This is a genomic window from Bradyrhizobium sp. HKCCYLRH2047 (assembly GCF_051168175.1).
In the GTDB taxonomy this organism is placed as follows: Bacteria; Pseudomonadota; Alphaproteobacteria; order Rhizobiales; family Xanthobacteraceae; genus Bradyrhizobium.
Map to the genome: position 1 here is coordinate 1 of NZ_JBNPUM010000015.1, position 16,849 is coordinate 16,849.

Here is a 16,849-nt window from a genome sequence, read left to right on the forward strand (position 1 = left end):
ACATTCAACGCCATCTCCAAGAGCCGCCAAGAAAACGAGAATACCAAGCGTTAATTTGGTAAGTTAGCGCCAATGGGGGTATCTCTCCGAAAGCAACGACCGTGGAGACAGACCCCTCACCCAACCGAACTTGCCGCACCTTCCTACATGCCCTCTCCCACAAGGGGAGAGGGCGCATTCACTTGCACTGCGCACGATCTTTCAACGTGCAAACACCGCGATGATAATTCCAATCGTTGATGCGGATCGTCATTGCACTTGGTGGAGGAAGTTACTTCGGGCGATGCGAAGCATCGCACGAAACACCGCGCCCAACATGTTAGGCGAGCCATGTGGCAACACCTCTCCGTACCTCAATGAAAATCCCGCGAGCGCGGCAGGATGCGGACGTTGCGGGGGTGGCTGACGCGCTGGGAGGGAGTGTCGGGGTGGTCGCGGCGGTCGTCGTTGAGCGGCTCGGCGGGCGTGGCGCCATGAGGGACGGCGCCGAGGCGGTCGTCTGACAGCAAGGTGAGATCGGCGCTGCGGTCGACCAGGCGCTCGGCGACGAGATGAACGACTTTCTCGGGGCTGCTCTGGATGCGGCCTTCGACCAGCACGAGGCGCGCGCCCATCACCTCCTTGCGGAAGGTCTCCATCACCTTCGGCCACACCACGATGTTGGCGATGCCGGTCTCGTCCTCCAGGGTCATGAACACGACGCCCTTGGCGCTGCCCGGTCGCTGCCGCACCAGCACCACGCCGGCGCAACGAACTCTGCGACGGTCATTGGCATCGTTGATCTCGCGGCAGGCCAGCACGCCTTCGGCAGCAAAACGCTCACGCAGGAACTCCATCGGGTGGCCCTTCAGGGACAGGCGGATGGTCTGATAGTCCGCGACGACGTGCTCCGGCAGCGGCATCTCCGGCAGCGGCCTGGCGCCCTCGTCCGGCTGCTCGCGGGCGATGGCGGCCTCGAACAGCGGCAGCGGCACGTCGTCGGGCAGCCGGCGCACCGCCCAGAGCGCGGCGCGACGGTCGAGCCCGAGCGATCGGAACGCATCGGCATCGGCCAGCAGCAGCAGCGCACGCTTGGGCAGCGCGGTGTCGCGGGCGAAGTCCTCCAGCGAGGTGAAGGGACGGCGCTCGCGCGCCTTGATGATGCGGTCGGCCCAGTCGTCCTCGCGGTCGAAGATGTCGGCTTGTGTCTCGTTATCGTTGCGGGGCGATGCGTTTGCATGCTCTCCAAATGCACCAATCGTTTGCGAGTTAGAAACAACTCCACCCACGCCGTCATTCCGGGGCGCCCGGAGGGCGAGCCCGGAATCCATAACCACGATCGGGAGTATGGATTCCGGGCTCGCGCTGCGCGCGCCCCGGAATGACGATGGGGAGAGAGCCTCCCCAGCACCTATTGAAGATGTTGGAGCAGGCTGCGCCTTCCTCCGCAGCGCCTCCGACAATTTCCTGATCCGTTCCTCGTCGCGGTCGATCCAGCGGAAGCCGTCGATCTGGCGGAAGCCGAGGCGGACGGCGCAGTATTTGTCGTTCGTGTTCTCCAGCGTGTTGTCGGCGAAGCTGTGGGACACGTCGATGTTGCGGATCTCGACGCCGTTCTTGTGGGCGTCGCCGACGATCTGCGCCGGGGCATAGAATCCCATCGGCTGCGAGTTCAGCAGCGCGCAGCAGAACGCGTCGGGATGGAAGCATTTCAGCCAGGACGAGACGTAGACGAGCTGGGCGAAACTCGCGGCGTGGCTTTCCGGGAAGCCATAGGAGCCAAAGCCCTTGATCTGGTCGAAGCAGCTCTTGGCGAAGGCCGGATCGTAGCCGCGCGCGATCATGCTCGTGACCATCTTCTCCTCATAGGAGCCGATGGTGCCGACGTTGCGGAACGTCGCCATCGCGCGGCGCAGGCCGTTCGCCTCCTCCGGCGAGAACTTTGCCGCCTCGATCGCGATCCGCATCGCCTGCTCCTGGAACAAGGGCACGCCGAGCGTCTTGTGCAGCACCTTGTAGAGTTCGTCCGCCGGGCCGTGATCGGGCGACGGCGACGGATAGGTCACCTTTTCCTGATTGTTCCGACGTCGCAGATACGGATGCACCATATCGCCCTGGATCGGCCCGGGCCGGACGATCGCAACCTCGATCACGAGGTCGTAGAAGGTGCGCGGCTTCAGCCGCGGCAGCATGTTCATCTGCGCCCGGCTCTCGACCTGGAACACGCCGAGCGACTCGCCCTTGCACAGCATGTCGTAGACTCTGGAATCCTCCCGCGGCACCGACGCCAGATCGTGATGAATATGCTTATGCTGCTCGATCAGCGCAAAGCTCTTGCGGATGCAGGTCAGCATGCCCAGCGCGAGCACGTCGACCTTCATCATGCTGAGCGCGTCGACGTCGTCCTTGTCCCATTCGATGAAGGTGCGGTCGTCCATCGCGGCGTTGCCGATCGGGACGTAGCTGTCGAGCCGATCCTGCGTCAGCACGTAGCCGCCGACATGCTGAGACAGATGGCGCGGAAAGGTGATCAGCTCCCCCGCCAGCTCCACCGCGCGACGGATCATCGGGTTGGCGGGATCGAGCCCGGCCTGGCGCACCTGCATGTCCGACAGGCCGTCGCCCCAACTGCCCCACACGGTGTCGGCGAGCACGGAGGTGACGTCTTCGGTCAGGCCGAGCGCCTTGCCGACGTCGCGGATGGCGCTGCGCGGGCGATAATGGATGACGGTGGCGATGATCGCGGCGCGGTGGCGGCCGTAGCGGCGATAGACATATTGCATCACCTCCTCGCGCCGCGAATGCTCGAAATCGACGTCGATATCCGGCGGCTCCAGCCGCTCCTTGGAGATGAAGCGCTCGAACAGCAGATCGATCTTGGTTGGATCGACCGAGGTGATGCCGAGCACGTAGCAGACAGCCGAATTCGCCGCGGAGCCGCGGCCCTGGCACAGGATGCCCTGGCTGCGAGCATAGCGGACGATGTCGTGGACGGTGAGGAAGTAATGCGCGTAGTTGAGCTCGGCGATCAGCGCCAGCTCCTTGTCGAGAACAGCGCGCAGCTTGTCATCGAGATGGTCGCCGAAACAGGTCTTGGCGCCGGCCCAGGTCAAATCCTGCAGATGCCCCTGCGCGGTCTTGCCGGGCGGCACCGGCTCGTCCGGATATTGGTATTTGAGCTGGTCGAGCGAGAAGACGATGCGGTCGGTGAAACGGATGGTCTCGGTCACAGCGTCGGGGTGGTCACGGAACAGCCGCGCCATTTCGTGGCCCGGCTTGAGATGGCGCTCGGCATTGGCCTGGAGCCTTCGGCCGATGGTCTCGATCGAAGCTTTCTCGCGGATGCAGGTGAGCACATCCTGCAGCATGCGCTGCTGCGGATGATGATAGAGGACGTCGTTGGTGGCGATCAGCGGCACTTTGCTGGAAGCCGCAAGGCGCGCGAGCCGCGCCAGCCGGCGGCGGTCGTCGCCACGATACAGCAGGCTGCCGGCCAGCCACACGCCTTCGGCGGGGCTGTCTTTCAGCCGTGCCAGGATTTTGCCGAGCACAGCCTCGTCGAAGCGATGCGGCGGCATCAGCACCACGAGCTGGCCTTCGATGAACTCGAACAGATCCTCGAAACTCAGGCGGCAGTCGCCCTTGGCGACCTTGTCGAGATCGCTGCCGCGCTTGCCGTGGGTGAGCAGCTGGCACAGCCGGCCGTAGGCGGCGCGGTCGCGCGGATAGACCAGGATGTCCGGCGTGCCGCAGGTGAACACCAGCCGTGCGCCGTAGAGCAGCTTCGGCTTGCAGCTCAGCCGGTCACTACTCAGCTCGCTATAGGCGCGGACGATGCCGGCGAGCGTGTTGTGGTCGGCGATGCCGATGGCGGTGAGGCGATACTCGGCGGCCTGATGCACATAGTCCTGCGGATGCGAGCCGCCGTGCAGGAAGGAAAAATTGGTGGTGATGCCGATCTCGGCATAGGGGTTAGGGGTCATGGGGTGATCGCCGAGGCTGGGCGGCGGCACGATGCCTGACCCTTAAAGGGATGATGTAAGCGCGCATCTTGCGGCTTGCTCGGCCCTCACCTCGCCCCGCTTGCGGGGGCGCGACGAGCTGCGCTCGCGCTGAGAGGTCGGATTGCATCGTCAGATGCAATCCGGGTGAGGGGGTACAGGTCTCACCACGAACACTTCCCGTGCGGCTGCCCCTCACCCCACCCCTCTCCCCGTGAAGAACGGGGAGAGGGAGCGCACCGTCCGCGCTGCAAGTGCTCGGATCCAATTTCCAGACAAGTGCGTTAACTTGCTCTCCAAAGGGGAAGTAGCGAGCTTGCCGCGAGATGTGTGTGATCGCTCCTGCCCTCATGCGAACAGCCCGTGCATGTACCAGGCGGGCTGCATCGGCAAACCGTTCTCCGGCTGCTCGAGTTCGCGGTCATACAGACCGTCGCGGTAGAGCCAGAAGCGCAGGCCGTGCTCGTCCTCGACGCGGAAATAGTCACGCGTGAGGCCCTGCCCGTCCGGCCGCCACCATTCCATCGCGATGCGCTCCGGGCCTTCGGCGCGCACGACGGCATGCGCCGCGCGGCGCCAGACGAAGCGCGCGGGCGGGCCGTCCGGTACGCCGGCGATCACCTGGATCGCCTCGGGGCGCGCGAACAGCCGCAGAGGTCGCAACGGCGGCTCGCCGTCGCTTCGCTCGGGCCAAGCGGCCGTGCTGGTGGCCGCCAGATGGTGCTGCGCTGGCAGCGGCAGCGCTACGCGCTCCGGAATATGCGTATCCACCGGCAGATGCACGACCACACGCTTGCCGCCGATGCGCGCGGCGATGCGGTCGATCAGGGCCGAGAGCTCATCATTGTCATGAACATGCGCATCGAGATCGCGCTGCTGCTGCACCACGATCTCGCTGCGGCTGGCCGACAGCCGCATCATGTCGAAGCCGAAGCCGGGATCGAGCGGATCATTCAGCGCCTCGAGCCGTTCGCGAAACAGCCGGTCGATGACGACGGCCTCGGTGACCGGCTGGCCGGTGTCGACCGCGATGACGCGCACCAGCCCATCGGTGCGGAAGAAGCAGGCCTCCAGCCGCCGCGCGCCCTTGCCCTGCTGCGCCATCGCCGCCACCAGCATCGCGGCCAGGCTGGAGAGGCTGGCCGCGATCACGGTGTCGGTCGCGACCGGCTCGGCGAAGCGCTTGTCGACGATGTAGTCCGGCGGGACTTTGCGCGGGCTGATCGGCGCATCGGCCTCGCCCAGCGCCTGCGCCAGCACACGGGTGAAAGCGGCGCCGAACCGCGCGGTGATCTCGTTGCGGCCGCGCGCGGCGACGTCGCCGATCGTCTTCAAGCCGGCGCGGCGCAGGCCGAGCGTGATCGCCTCGCTGCCGCCCAGCGCGGCCACCGGCAGCGGCGCCACCGCAGTCGCCTCCTCGCCATCAGGCACGATGCGGCCGTGCACCTGCCGGTTCAGCGTCCGCGCGCAGACGGCGTTGGAGGCGATCGCCGCCGACACAATGAGGCCGTGCGCGGTCAGCGCGTCGCAGACCGACCGCATCAGTCTGGCTTCGCCGCCGAACAGATGCACGCAGCCGGTGATGTCGAGCAAAAGCCCATGCGGGGGATCGAGCGCCACCAGCGGCGTGAAGCGGTCGCACCAGTCGGCGATGCCCTCCAGCATCTTTGCATCAGCCGCCAAATCCGCCTCGTGCACGACGAGATCGGGACAGACCGCGCGGGCATTGGCCAAGGGCTGGCCGAGGCTGACGCCGTGACGCGCCGCCGCCTCGTCCAACGAATGGATCAGCAGCACATTGGCATCCTTGAGGACGACGGCCTGCGGAAGGCCATCATGCGGATCGGCGGCGCGGCTGCGCTTGATGCGATCGATGGGCAGGCGCGGCAGCCACAGGCTGAGGATCCGCCGCCGGTTCATTGAAACGGCATGCATCGGGGGTCCACTCCATGATCCATCGTCCGGTCTGGCCGTGACGGTTGCGAATGAGCTCGGCATCGAGGCGCGGTGCGCCCCACGCCATCCACGGCGCCGAGGGCAGCGACGGCGCGGTGCGGACGATCCAGCGCGTCTCGGCGGTCGAGGGCTCGGGCGTGGCCGCGATGCGCAGCATGAGCGCCGTCACCCCGGACTCCTGCGCCGCCAGGGTCAGCTTGCGGCTGGCGACGAGATCGAGCTTTTGCGTCTCGCCCCACACCTCCAGCATCACACCGCCCAGCGCATCGCAGACGAGCGCGTCGGCGGCGGTGCGCAGGGCGTGATCGAGATCGGGCGCGCGCACGATCACGAGTCGGCACGGATCGAGGCCGAGCTCGGCGAGCCCGCTCATCGACAGCGCGCCCATCTCGCGCTCGGCGAAATCCTGCCGGATCCAGATCAGCGGCCGGCGCGCGGCGACACGCGCGGCAAGCCCGCACAGAAAACCGGTCGCGGCCGCCGCCTGGCGGCAGGTCTCGGCGAACACCTCATGCAGCGCGCCGGTGGCGAGCCCACCCTGCAGCACCGCATCGGCCGCGTCATGGCCGAGCGCGACCCGGCGCAAATCATGTGCGCCATCTCCCGCCTCGAGACGGGCAATGCGGCCGCGCAGACGCGCGAGCGTATCCATGCGTGCGCCGGTCATCCGTCGCCGCTCCTCTTCAATCCATCGTGCGGGCGCTGCCGTTCTCAAGTGAAGCAGGCAGTTGAACCCGCGACGACCCTCTTTGTTCATGATACGTTCTAATATAAAGCTAACGCCTTCGAGAGAGTCAATCGGGATTGCCCCGGATACGATTCAACGAATGGAATCAAAGGGATTCAAAGGTATGGAGCTGCTCCGCAAGCTGGAGATCCTGGCCGATGCCGCCAAGTACGACGCGTCCTGCGCCTCCAGCGGTACTGAGATGCGGGATTCCCGCGACGGCAAGGGTCTCGGCTCGACCGCGCCCGGCATGGGCATCTGCCATTCCTATGCGCCGGACGGACGCTGCATCTCGCTGCTCAAGGTTCTGCTGACCAATGCCTGCAACTACGACTGCCTGTATTGCATCAACCGCGCCTCCTCCAACGTGCCGCGCGCCCGCTTCACGGTCGACGAGGTGGTGAAGCTCACCATCGACTTCTATCGCCGCAACTACATCGAGGGGCTATTCCTGTCGTCGGGCATCATCCGCAGCCCGGACTACACGATGGAGCAGGTCGTGAGCGTCGCGCGCAAGCTGCGCGAGGAGCATCGCTTCCGCGGCTACATCCATCTGAAGACGATTCCCGAAGCCGACGAGGCGCTGATCGCGGAAGCCGGCCGCTACGCCGACCGGCTCAGCATCAACATCGAGACGCCGCTGGAAGAGAGCCTGACGCAGCTCGCGCCGGAGAAGGACCAGCGCGCGATCCGCCGCACCATGGGCCGTCTCAGGCTGAAGCTCGACGAGACGGCGGAAGCCAAGAAGACGGTGCGCCGGGCGAAGCCGCCGCGCTTTGCGCCGGCCGGCCAGAGCACGCAGATGATCGTCGGCGCCGACGCGGCCAACGACCGCGTCATCCTGTCGACCTCGGCCAATCTCTACGGCGCCTACAAGCTCAAGCGGGTGTATTACTCCGCCTTCAGCCCGATCCCCGATGCCAGCCGCGCGCTGCCGCTGCAGGCCCCGCCTCTGGTGCGCGAGCACCGGCTGTACCAGGCCGACTGGCTGATGCGGTTCTACGGCTTCGACGCCGACGAGATCGTCGAGGAGAACGAGGGCATGCTGCCGCTCGACATCGACCCCAAGCTTGCCTGGGCGCTGCGCCATCGCGACCGCTTCCCGCTCGACATCAACACCGCAAGCCACGAGGAGCTGCTGCGCGTACCCGGCTTCGGCACCCGCACCGTGCAGCGCATCCTCGCGACCCGGCGCACCACCACGATCCGCCTTGCGGATCTCGCCCGGCTCAACGTCGTCCGGAACAAGGCGCTGCCGTTCATCGTTCTCTCCGACCACCGGCCGTCTCCGTCTTTGCTCGACGGTGCCAGCCTCAGAGCCCTGCTGCGGCCGAAACCGCAGCAGCTGGGATTTGGATTTTGACGGAAGCCGTCATCGCGAGCGCAGCGACGCGATCCAGGGGCGACACGACGACTCTGGATTGCTTCGTCGCTTCGCTCCTCGCAATGACGTGAGGAGACAAATGCACGTCGTAACCCTCGACAGCGACACCGATTTCGACGGCTGGCGCCGGGCGGCGCGGGCGCTGGCGATGAACGACGTCAGGCCGGCGGATGTCACATGGCGCGTCAAGGGCGCGGCGCCCGATCTGTTCGACGACCATGCTGACACCCAGCTGCCCGAGGTGCCCAAGGGCGCGTTTTCGGTGCCGGCGAGCTTCATGGAGCTTGCTGAAAGCGCGATCCTGCACAGCGACCCCAGCCGCTTCACCCTGCTCTACCGGCTGCTGTGGCGTCTGCGGACCAACCACGATCTCATGGACATCGCCACCGATCCCGACGTCGCGCAGGCCAATGCGCTGGCGCGCGCGGTGCGCCGCGACGTCCACAAGATGCACGCCTTCGTCCGTTTCCGCGAGGTCGGCCGCGAGCGCGAGTCACGCTACGTCGCCTGGTTCGAGCCGGAGCATCACATCGTCGAGCGCGCCGCGCCGTTCTTCGCCCGGCGCTTCGCCGACATGCCCTGGTCGATCCTCACCCCGGAAATCTGCGCGCATTGGGACGGCAGCCACGTCTCGTTCACGCCGGGTGTGAGCAAGGCCGAAGCGCCGTCGGAAGACCGCCTCGAAGAGGTGTGGCTGCGCTATTATGCTAGCATTTTCAATCCGGCACGGCTCAAAGTGAAGGCAATGGAAAAGGAGATGCCGAAGAAATATTGGCAGAACCTGCCCGAGGCCAAGCTGATCCAGCCGCTGATCGCGGCTGCCGCCCGGCGCACCACCGAGATGATCGCCGAACCTGGCACCGAACCGCACAAGCCACAGAAGCGCGTCGAGGAGACCGCGATGACCCGCAAGCCGAAAGCCCACGCGCATGCTGCTGCTGAGACCTCACGTGATGTTGTCGCCGCCGACCTTGAGACCTTGCGTGAAGAAGCCGCGTCCTGCCGCGCCTGCCCGCTGTGGAAGGATGCCACCCAGACCGTGTTCGGGGAAGGTCCTGAGCATGCGCCGCTGATGCTGGTCGGCGAGCAGCCGGGCGACAAGGAGGATCTGGCCGGCCATCCGTTCGTCGGCCCGGCGGGACAGATGCTCGACCGTGCGCTCGCAGAGGCCGGCATCGACCGGTCCAAGGTCTACGTCACCAATGCGGTGAAGCATTTCAAGTTCGTGCCGCGCGGCAAGATCCGGCTGCACCAGAAGCCGGCCACGCCGGAGATCAAGGCCTGCCGGCAATGGTACGAGCGCGAGCTCGCCGCCGTCCGGCCCGCTCTGGTCGTGGCGATGGGCGCCACCGCGGCGCAGTCGGTGTTCGGCAAGATCACCCAGGTCACCAAGAATCGCGGCCATGTGGTCGACCTGCCCGATGGTGTCAGGGCGATGATCACGGTGCACCCGTCCTATCTCTTGCGCCTGCCCGACGCCGACGCCAAGGCGCGTGAATACGAACTCTTCGTGCAAGACCTGAAGATCGCCGCCGCCGCGCTCAAGCGCGCCCACGCGGCATGACCGCCTCCCCGCCATCGGGCGTGAAGCACGACGCGGCAACCGTCGGTCAGGATTTGCGCGAGGTGTAAACGTGCTCGCGCAGCAGGGCCTGGATCAGCGCGGCGCGATCCGGAAACCCGAGCGATCCCGCCAACTCCGCCTCGTCCTGGCCTCCGTCGTCGGACGCTGCCGGCAGATATCTCGCCATCAGCTCGTCCTCGCTGATCCCGAAATCGGCCGGACAGCCGCCGCCATCGATCTCCGCCTGCTTCAGCACCTCGCATTTGTCGCGGGCGCGCGCCAGCAGATCCTCGAAATGGCCGTCGATCCGGGCCCAGTCGGCCAGCGCATTCAGGGCCGAGCCGTTGAGCCCCTTCCTGAACGAGCGGATGCGCGCCTCGTCCAGCATCAGCTCCAGAAACTCCGAGCGGGTCAGGCCGTTGCGCGCGATCCACGCCTCGAGCTCGGCCGGGTCCATCAGATCCCTGCTCTGGCGAAACCGGATGATCTCCGCGCTCAGCGCCTGGGCGTCGACCCTGACGCCGCGGCGCTTGGCCTCCGATGCGGCGAGAAATCGCGCGATCGCCTTGTCGGACAGGTCGCCGCCGCGCGCGGCCAGCAGCCGCAGCTCGTCCATCAATTGCGGCGTCCCGTCCGGGATGCCGGACTCGCGTTCTGCGGCCGCCGAGCGCTGTGCGTCCTGGATCAGGCCGTCCCACAACTGCGTGTGCTCGAAGGCGTAATCGACCGCCTTGGGCACCACGTCGCCGGCGAACCGGCGCCGCATCGTCCGCAGCATCTCCAGCGCGTCGTCACGCTTCTGGTCGATGCGGTGATCCGGCAGCCAGACCTCCAGCGCGTCGATCTCCTGCGACGTCAGGCGGCCATCGGACCGCGCGCCCTGCAGCAGCGCCGGGTAGCTGCGCTCGGGATAGAAGCTTGCCTTGCCGAGCGCCTCCAGGATCTGACGGGACGCCTCCGAGATCACGCCAGCGGCGACCGCCTTCTGCAGGGTGAAGCGGATGTTGACCAGCGGCTCGGACAGCGCGGGAAAGCCGAGCTCCGCCGGCCCGTGAATCAGGGCGACCTCGTCGTCGGCCTCGAACACGCCGTCGCGATACGCCGCGAATACCTTGCCGACGCCCTCCATGCCGAACGCGTGCAGCTCGGCCGCGCGCAGCGCGCCCATGCTGGCGCTGCCGAACACGTGGATGCCGTTGGCCATCGCCCACAGGATCTCCTTGTGCCACACCGACGGCACCTGCTCGAAATAGCCGTCGATGATCCCGATCGCCGCAGGCTTGGCCAGCGCGGCGCGATAGACGTCGCCCTGCTGCACCGGCGGGAGATACTCCGCCTCCAATTCGAGCGCGGCGTCGCGCGGATGCAGCGTCGGCCCGGTGAACACGATGCATGTCATAGCGGATGCCCCGATGGCTGGCGCCGCGAGAGCTGATCATCGGCGAAGGCCCGCGCCCTCCGCCCCGGGCTGTAGTCCGGATTCTTGTCGAAGGTCTCTAGCCCTGGAATGACGACCCTCGCCACGGGGATCTCGAACCTGCTCTTGGTGAGATCGACCGCGATCACCTGTCGGACACCGGCGGATTGCAGCCGATCGAGAACCACGGCGAGGTCGTCGTTGAACGTCTCCGAGGCCAGCGACGGCGTTTCGCGCAGGCTTCGCGTCGGCGGGCTGGTTCGCAGCAACGCCCGCTGCTCGCCGAGAAACTGCGCGGCCAGCGCCGTCTCGTCATATTCCTCGCGAAACACGTCGTCGCGCGCCCCCGCGATCAGCGTCAGCCGGCTCTGCGCCGCTTCGGTCAGCGCGCGCAGGAAGGCGATCTCCGGCGATAGATGCGCGCCCATGCCCAACGCAGCATAGAGATCCCGCCCCAGCTCCTCGTCACGATCGAAGATCAGGCACTGGCAGGCGGCGAGCCCGACATCGGAGCTGATGTCCCACGCCACCACCTCGAGGCCCGCACGCTCGCACATCTCCAGCAGCCGCCTGTTGCCTTCGTCCTGAACCGTGTCGAGCGCGATGCGCCGGCCCTGCTGCTCGTCCGGACTGCGCAGGTGCCAGAGCGTGGTCGCATCGCGCTCCACGACCTCGCAGATGCCGTGCAGCAGCGCCTCGATCAGGTGGTTGCCGGACGCCAAGCCGTTCGACGACGAGATGAAGCTGCCGGCCGGCATTTCGGGGCGCGATGTCGAGAGGTTCACCATCTCGAACGGCACCCAGACATCGGCATCCGCAATCAGATCGCGGCCTTCGATCCACAGCATCTGCAGATCCGGATGGAAGCGGCCGCCGGCGATCAGCGGCAGGTCGGCGACGTCGACCACGTCATGGTCGCGGATCAGCTCGGCATAGGTCGCAAGCTTCAACGGCAGCGTGATCGTCTCGGCGTGAAACAGCTCGATCGATTCCATCAGGCCCGACGCCTTCGCGGCGTCCAGGGTCAACCCCTTGCCCTGCGACACCGAGACCGAGCGCGAGTTCGGCCGGCAGACCATGGTGACGGGAATGCCGACCCGGTCGAGGCCGGTGACGTCGGCCACCCGCGTGATCCCCATCTCGGCGAGGTAAGGACGCACCCGCTCCACCGTCTGCGACGGCGGCACCGACCGCTGCGTTCCCGATCGAAAGCTCTTCTGGACCGGACGCGCCAGACGATCCCGATGCAGTGCCGTTCCACTCCCCATCCGCAGCCTCCGCACTCAACCGTCACCGACGTCGTCGTCGCATCAGCCTGCATGGCGGACATCGGCGAAAGCGCCGACGACGACGTTCTGCATCTCCTCGATGGTCTTCTGCACATCGGCGTCGACCACCGACGTGAACCCCGCGATGCTGTCGAGCAGCGGCTGCTTGCAGAAGCCGCGCAGGCAGAGCTGGATGCGCTTGATTGCGACGCCCTGCTCGAACGCGCCGGACTGCATCGCCCGGCTCCAGAAATGCAGCAGGCCGTACCAGACGAAACAGGCCTGCAGGAACGACGGAAACGGCAGCCGGCTGCCGCTCCAGGGCGAGGTGATGCGCGGCAGCGACCCCTTCGCCGTCGAATCGAGAAACCAGGGCTGTTCCTGCTCCTGCATGTAGAGCAGCGCGTGGATGCCCTCATGGACCAGCGCATCGGCGACGTGGGATTCGTCGATCTCGGGAAGGTGCGGATTGGCGAGGAAGGTTCGGCCGATGTAATAGCCGTTCGATCCCGACGAGAAGCTGGCCGGGCTCTCCGGATCCTTCTGCAGGATGAGGGCGATGTTGAAGCGGGCGACGAAGCGGGGAAGCCCCGCCTCGGTCCGTTCGAGCGCCGCCCGCGACCGGCGCAGCAGATCGTGCAGCCGGTCGATTTCGCTGTCCGAGAACGGCGGGCGCGGCGGCGGGACCGGCCGGTCCTGGCCGGACAGGTCCACCCTGAGCGCATGCGGGCTGCCGTAATCGGTCACCGGCATGCCCTCGACCTGGGGCCAGATGCAGGCGCCGTCACGCAGATAGCCGCGGTCGCCGAGCGCGGTCCACACGTCCCGGTCGGCGGCGACGTCGAGCTCCTGGCGCAACGCCTCGGCCACGAACGCATCGCGCAGAAATCGTCCCTTGTCCTCGGCGTGCCGGCCCGGCGCCGACAACAGACGGAACGAGGTCTCGGGAGCATCGAGAACCCGCATGAAGCCATCGTCCGCGACGCGATCCATCATGCTGCGCAGCTCGTCCCCGCCCGCGGGATCGTCGCGGCAGATCTCGCCCACGGCCTCGCCCAGCTTCTGCGCGAGCCGATCGCCATAGCTGGCAAGCACGCCGTCGCACACCGCGTCGTAATCGTCCCAGCGCAGAATATCGGGCATCCGGGTGATCGTCATCGTGCGCACTCCTTCCGCTTCCGCATTCCACTCTCCACCGTGCCGCCCGACCGCAGGCCCCGGCGCGATCGCTCATGAGACGGCGATCGAGGTCCCGCCTCAGCCGATGGCCGGCAACTCCTGCTGCAGCCCCACCGCCCGCTGCAGCGCCATGTCGATGAAATGGGCCCGGCGGAGCTTCGTTTCTTCCACCGACGTCCCCAGCCGTTCACGGACATGATCGAACAGTTTCAGGAGATCGGCGCACCACACCGTCGGATTGTTGAAGCCGGTCTGCGACGCATAGCGATGCGGAAGATAGCCGCCGGCACAGGTGTCGCGCTCGCGGCAGGCGCGGCAGCCGTCGGGCAGCGGCAGGCCCTCGAACACCGCCGCGCGGTGAAACGCGCCAGCGTGCTGGACGTCCATGAAGTCGGAGGTCCGCACATTCAGGCCGGTGCGCGCGGCACCGTCGTAGCAGACCCGCAGCACATCCAGCCCTTCGATCTCGCCATCGGTGTTGACGAACAGGAAGGTCAGCGGCTGGTTGCCGAGCATGTCGATGCGGCTCTCCCCGCCCTGAACCAGCCAGGCGATATTCCAGAAAATCTTGATCCGGAGATCCAGCGTGCCGTCCCGCCACCAATCCTCGAAGATCGGGATCAGAAAATCGGCACAGGGTGTCGGCCCATAACGATCGCGAACCGCCGCAATGGTGTCATGGGTGAAATCCGGCAGCAGATAGTCGATGGAGGCCGGTCCCAGGCTCGTCAGATGACGATGCACCGCGGCGCCGCTGGCCCCGAGTTGGATCACCGACAGGAAGCGGAGCGGAATCCCGGCGCGGCGCAGCACCGACAGGCCCTGCTCGACGTCGTGATAGGAGCCCCGCCCGGCATGATCGACGCGCAGGGAATCATGCACCTCCGGCGTTCCGTCGATGCTGATCCCGAGATCGATGTCGAACCTCTTGATGATCCCGGCCCAGCCGTCGTCGAGCAGCGTGCCGTTGGTCTGCATGCAGAGCTGCACCCGCGCGACGCCCGCCAGCCCGTCCTTGATCTTCTGGCACCAGGAGCTGAACCGCTCATGCTTCACCAGGCACGGCTCGCCGCCATGAAAGGTAATCGTCAGATAGGTCTGGCCTGTGGCCAGGCAATGACCGCGGATGCGGTCGATCGCGATCTCGACGACCTCATCGTCCATGATCGCGGGGCGTTCTTTCCAGGTGCTGTCGCCCTTGTTGTAGACGTAGCAATAGGAGCAGTTCAGATTGCAGCGCGACGCGACCTTGAACACGAAGTGAAGATGAGGACCGTCCTTCATTGGTAGGCAATCTCGGCGGTGCGATCGACGAAGACGCGGCCGTCCTCGGTCAGGAACTGTCGCGCATCACCCAATACGACCTGCGCCTCCTTGAGCTTGGTCAGCATGTTGGCAAGCTCGGCATCGTACTCGGCCGATCCGCCAAACCCCTGCTTCTCGGCCTCGCGATAAAAGGCACAGATGTAGGCGATGGCGTGAAACGCCAGCAGGATCCCGCGCAGGGGCCGCGGCTCCGGCCGCAGCGGCGATGCGTAGCGGCCCTGGTGCTGCGGATCCACCAGGGGACCAGAGGCCTCCGCCATGAACAGATGCAGATGCGCGGATTCGTGGACGATGGCCTCCATCACCTGCATCAGCCCGCCGAACAGATCGGCATAGACCATGCCGGGCACATCGGCCTGCGATCCGCTGCGGAAATAGGATCGCTCGCTGCTGCGCAAGGGAATCAGGACCCGCGTCACATCGGACACCCACTTCACGCACTCGGGAAACTTCTTTGCGGCGGTCACGAGGATCTCGAGCGCGTTCGTCACCTCGCGCATCATCCGGGCCTGCTCGTCGGCCGAGAGATCGGCGTGCTCGGCCCAGGTATCGGGGATCGGAAATCCCAGCGAGTGGCACCCCACATCGACCGATATGTCGTAGGGCCACTCCTTCATCGGAAGCAGCGCGGCCAGCTCGTTCAGGTCATACGTGCCGGCCTCGATCCGATAGCCTCCGACCGGCGACCATAAGGTCAGCGGCTCCGGCGCCGTCAGCGACGTGGAGGCAGTCGGCGCATTGGCAGCCGTCCAGATCGCGACCTGCAGATCGCGCTGCGGGCTTTTGTCGTGTCCCTCATAGGTGATGGAGTTCATGCAGGGATGGCGAAGCCAATCCGCTTCATGCGCATTGGCTTCGATGAGCGATGCCTTGAGCGGCTCGCCATCCAGGCCGAGGCGCTCCTCGGGCTGCCATCTCAGGATCTTGTCGTTGAATTTCTCATGCCAGGCAGATTTCGACGGTCGCCAGGTCCACGCGTCAGTCATGATCGAGCATGCCTCCGGAAATACGCCAACGAAGCCAGCCGCGAGCTTTCCCGCCGTGAGGCAGGACCGCAACCGATTCCGGTATCAAGAGCAGCTATCAGGAAAGCTCATGCGCACGACGGCGACCGAGTCCCGTCATACGCAATGGCGAGGTGGCGGGCGGGCCAAGACCGGTCACATCGGCAAGATCCGACACGGCAGGCCCGCTTCGCTTGGGTCTAAGCCGAACAATCGATCCGATCACCTGGTCGATTTCGTCGACGCGGCCGGCGCCTGGGACACGTTGAACTGCCCCTTGAGGTCCTTCACAGCCCGCACCTGCGTGAGGCGCTCAGCAAGAGCCCCCAGGACCGCAGGATCGTTGGCGATTTCGCGTTCCATCTCGTCCGGACGCTCCATCGCCGCGAGGCGGCTGAAGACGATGCCGCGCGAAAACGGGTTGGTCTTGCTGAAGATCGCTCCGCGCGAGAATGGAACGCCTTCCGCCATGATGTCGATCTTCAGAGAGGCACGTGCAATCTCTGAATCTACTACGGATTTCAACGCAAGATCGACCTTCTTGCGCATTTCCGCCGGATCGCGATCAGCCATTCCTAAAACTCCCAGTCGGTTGAGAACCGCCATTCATTCAGAAAGGAAATAGCAACGTCCCGGTACAAGTCCTGTGACCTCGCGCCCTGAACTCACAGATCCTGGAACATTCGTCTTGGAACACAGACAGATCTTGCAACGATGTAGCTGTGCTAACCACTTCGCTCAGGCCGTCCACACTCGGCCAGTCGCCGAAGTCGGAAAAAACTAACATGAAGCTATTTGAGGCACAATAGAGTAGTCGGGTCGATACACCTGCTGATTGCTTACATGGAGGACATGCTGCGATCGCCTCATATGCCTGCAACGGCTGCGCATGACGCGTGCCTTGCGCCTGCAAACATTATCGCAAGGCATATCGTCGCACCTCGCTCCACCGCAGCGCACGCGCAGCCATCTCGCGAAGGTCATGAACCCCAACGTGCATAGGGCAAGCAAAAGGCCCGCGCTCACCGCGCGGGCCCGTCACAT

General features: G+C 65.9%; 11 protein-coding genes. 2 read left to right on the plus strand and 9 right to left on the minus strand.

The window, feature by feature from the left end; genetic code table 11:
• Window positions 1-353: 353 nt before the first annotated feature.
• The 3 genes from ACQR1D_RS27735 to ACQR1D_RS27745 all read right to left on the minus strand — a co-directional run bounded on the left by ACQR1D_RS27735 (window position 354) and on the right by ACQR1D_RS27745 (window position 6,603).
• Window positions 354-3,962 (minus strand): error-prone DNA polymerase, encoded by a 3,609-nt coding sequence (locus ACQR1D_RS27735; RefSeq protein WP_434894195.1) that lies wholly within the window; start codon window positions 3,960-3,962, stop codon window positions 354-356.
• A gap of 366 nt (window positions 3,963-4,328) precedes the next feature.
• Window positions 4,329-5,915 (minus strand): Y-family DNA polymerase, encoded by a 1,587-nt coding sequence (locus ACQR1D_RS27740; protein ID WP_434894196.1) that lies wholly within the window; start codon window positions 5,913-5,915, stop codon window positions 4,329-4,331.
• Window positions 5,815-6,603 (minus strand): ImuA family protein, encoded by a 789-nt coding sequence (locus ACQR1D_RS27745; RefSeq protein ID WP_434894197.1) that lies wholly within the window; start codon window positions 6,601-6,603, stop codon window positions 5,815-5,817. Before ACQR1D_RS27745 ends, ACQR1D_RS27740 begins: the two co-directional genes overlap by 101 nt.
• Before the next feature lie 184 nt (window positions 6,604-6,787).
• Here ACQR1D_RS27745 and ACQR1D_RS27750 point away from each other — a divergent pair, with 184 nt between their 5' ends.
• Together ACQR1D_RS27750 and ACQR1D_RS27755 are read left to right on the plus strand one after the other, a co-directional pair.
• A complete protein-coding gene (locus tag ACQR1D_RS27750) occupies window positions 6,788-8,026 on the plus strand; it encodes a putative DNA modification/repair radical SAM protein (protein ID WP_434894198.1) in 1,239 nt (412 codons plus the stop codon).
• A 100-nt stretch (window positions 8,027-8,126) separates the two neighbouring features.
• Window positions 8,127-9,611, plus strand: a complete 1,485-nt coding sequence (locus ACQR1D_RS27755) for a UdgX family uracil-DNA binding protein (protein WP_434894199.1) — start codon at window positions 8,127-8,129, stop codon at window positions 9,609-9,611.
• 46 nt (window positions 9,612-9,657) lie between these two features.
• Here the strand turns inward: ACQR1D_RS27755 and ACQR1D_RS27760 are convergent, their stop codons facing one another.
• The 6 genes from ACQR1D_RS27760 to ACQR1D_RS27785 form a co-directional block, all read right to left on the minus strand.
• Window positions 9,658-10,998 carry a TfuA-like protein gene (locus ACQR1D_RS27760; protein ID WP_434894200.1) on the minus strand — a complete coding sequence of 447 codons (1,341 nt, stop codon included), beginning with the start codon at window positions 10,996-10,998 and terminating at the stop codon, window positions 9,658-9,660.
• Between the two features lie 8 nt (window positions 10,999-11,006).
• A complete protein-coding gene (locus tag ACQR1D_RS27765) occupies window positions 11,007-12,296 on the minus strand; it encodes a YcaO-like family protein (protein WP_434840200.1) in 1,290 nt (429 codons plus the stop codon).
• Between the two features lie 42 nt (window positions 12,297-12,338).
• Window positions 12,339-13,454, minus strand: coding sequence for an aKG-HExxH-type peptide beta-hydroxylase (locus ACQR1D_RS27770; RefSeq protein ID WP_316183636.1), 1,116 nt, complete (start codon window positions 13,452-13,454; stop codon window positions 12,339-12,341).
• A gap of 99 nt (window positions 13,455-13,553) precedes the next feature.
• Window positions 13,554-14,759, minus strand: coding sequence for a radical SAM protein (locus ACQR1D_RS27775; RefSeq protein WP_434840199.1), 1,206 nt, complete (start codon window positions 14,757-14,759; stop codon window positions 13,554-13,556).
• Complete coding sequence (locus ACQR1D_RS27780; RefSeq protein WP_434840198.1) at window positions 14,756-15,787, minus strand: aKG-HExxH-type peptide beta-hydroxylase; 1,032 nt, start codon at window positions 15,785-15,787, stop codon at window positions 14,756-14,758. The genes ACQR1D_RS27775 and ACQR1D_RS27780 overlap by 4 nt, the downstream gene beginning before the upstream one ends.
• Window positions 15,788-16,027: 240 nt before the next feature.
• Window positions 16,028-16,378, minus strand: coding sequence for a hypothetical protein (locus tag ACQR1D_RS27785; protein WP_316183632.1), 351 nt, complete (start codon window positions 16,376-16,378; stop codon window positions 16,028-16,030).
• Window positions 16,379-16,849: the final 471 nt, after the last annotated feature.

Bases quoted from the DNA above. Each gene is read 5' to 3' on its own strand.
- ACQR1D_RS27765 (WP_434840200.1), bottom strand. From the start codon at position 12,296: ATGGGGAGTGGAACGGCACTGCATCGGGATCGTCTGGCGCGTCCGGTC.
- ACQR1D_RS27770 (WP_316183636.1), bottom strand. From the start codon at position 13,454: ATGACGATCACCCGGATGCCCGATATTCTGCGCTGGGACGATTACGAC.
- ACQR1D_RS27745 (WP_434894197.1), bottom strand. From the start codon at position 6,603: ATGACCGGCGCACGCATGGATACGCTCGCGCGTCTGCGCGGCCGCATT.
- ACQR1D_RS27755 (WP_434894199.1), top strand. From the start codon at position 8,127: ATGCACGTCGTAACCCTCGACAGCGACACCGATTTCGACGGCTGGCGC.
- ACQR1D_RS27740 (WP_434894196.1), bottom strand. From the start codon at position 5,915: ATGCATGCCGTTTCAATGAACCGGCGGCGGATCCTCAGCCTGTGGCTG.
- ACQR1D_RS27780 (WP_434840198.1), bottom strand. From the start codon at position 15,787: ATGACTGACGCGTGGACCTGGCGACCGTCGAAATCTGCCTGGCATGAG.
- ACQR1D_RS27775 (WP_434840199.1), bottom strand. From the start codon at position 14,759: ATGAAGGACGGTCCTCATCTTCACTTCGTGTTCAAGGTCGCGTCGCGC.
- ACQR1D_RS27735 (WP_434894195.1), bottom strand. From the start codon at position 3,962: ATGACCCCTAACCCCTATGCCGAGATCGGCATCACCACCAATTTTTCC.
- ACQR1D_RS27750 (WP_434894198.1), top strand. From the start codon at position 6,788: ATGGAGCTGCTCCGCAAGCTGGAGATCCTGGCCGATGCCGCCAAGTAC.
- ACQR1D_RS27785 (WP_316183632.1), bottom strand. From the start codon at position 16,378: ATGGCTGATCGCGATCCGGCGGAAATGCGCAAGAAGGTCGATCTTGCG.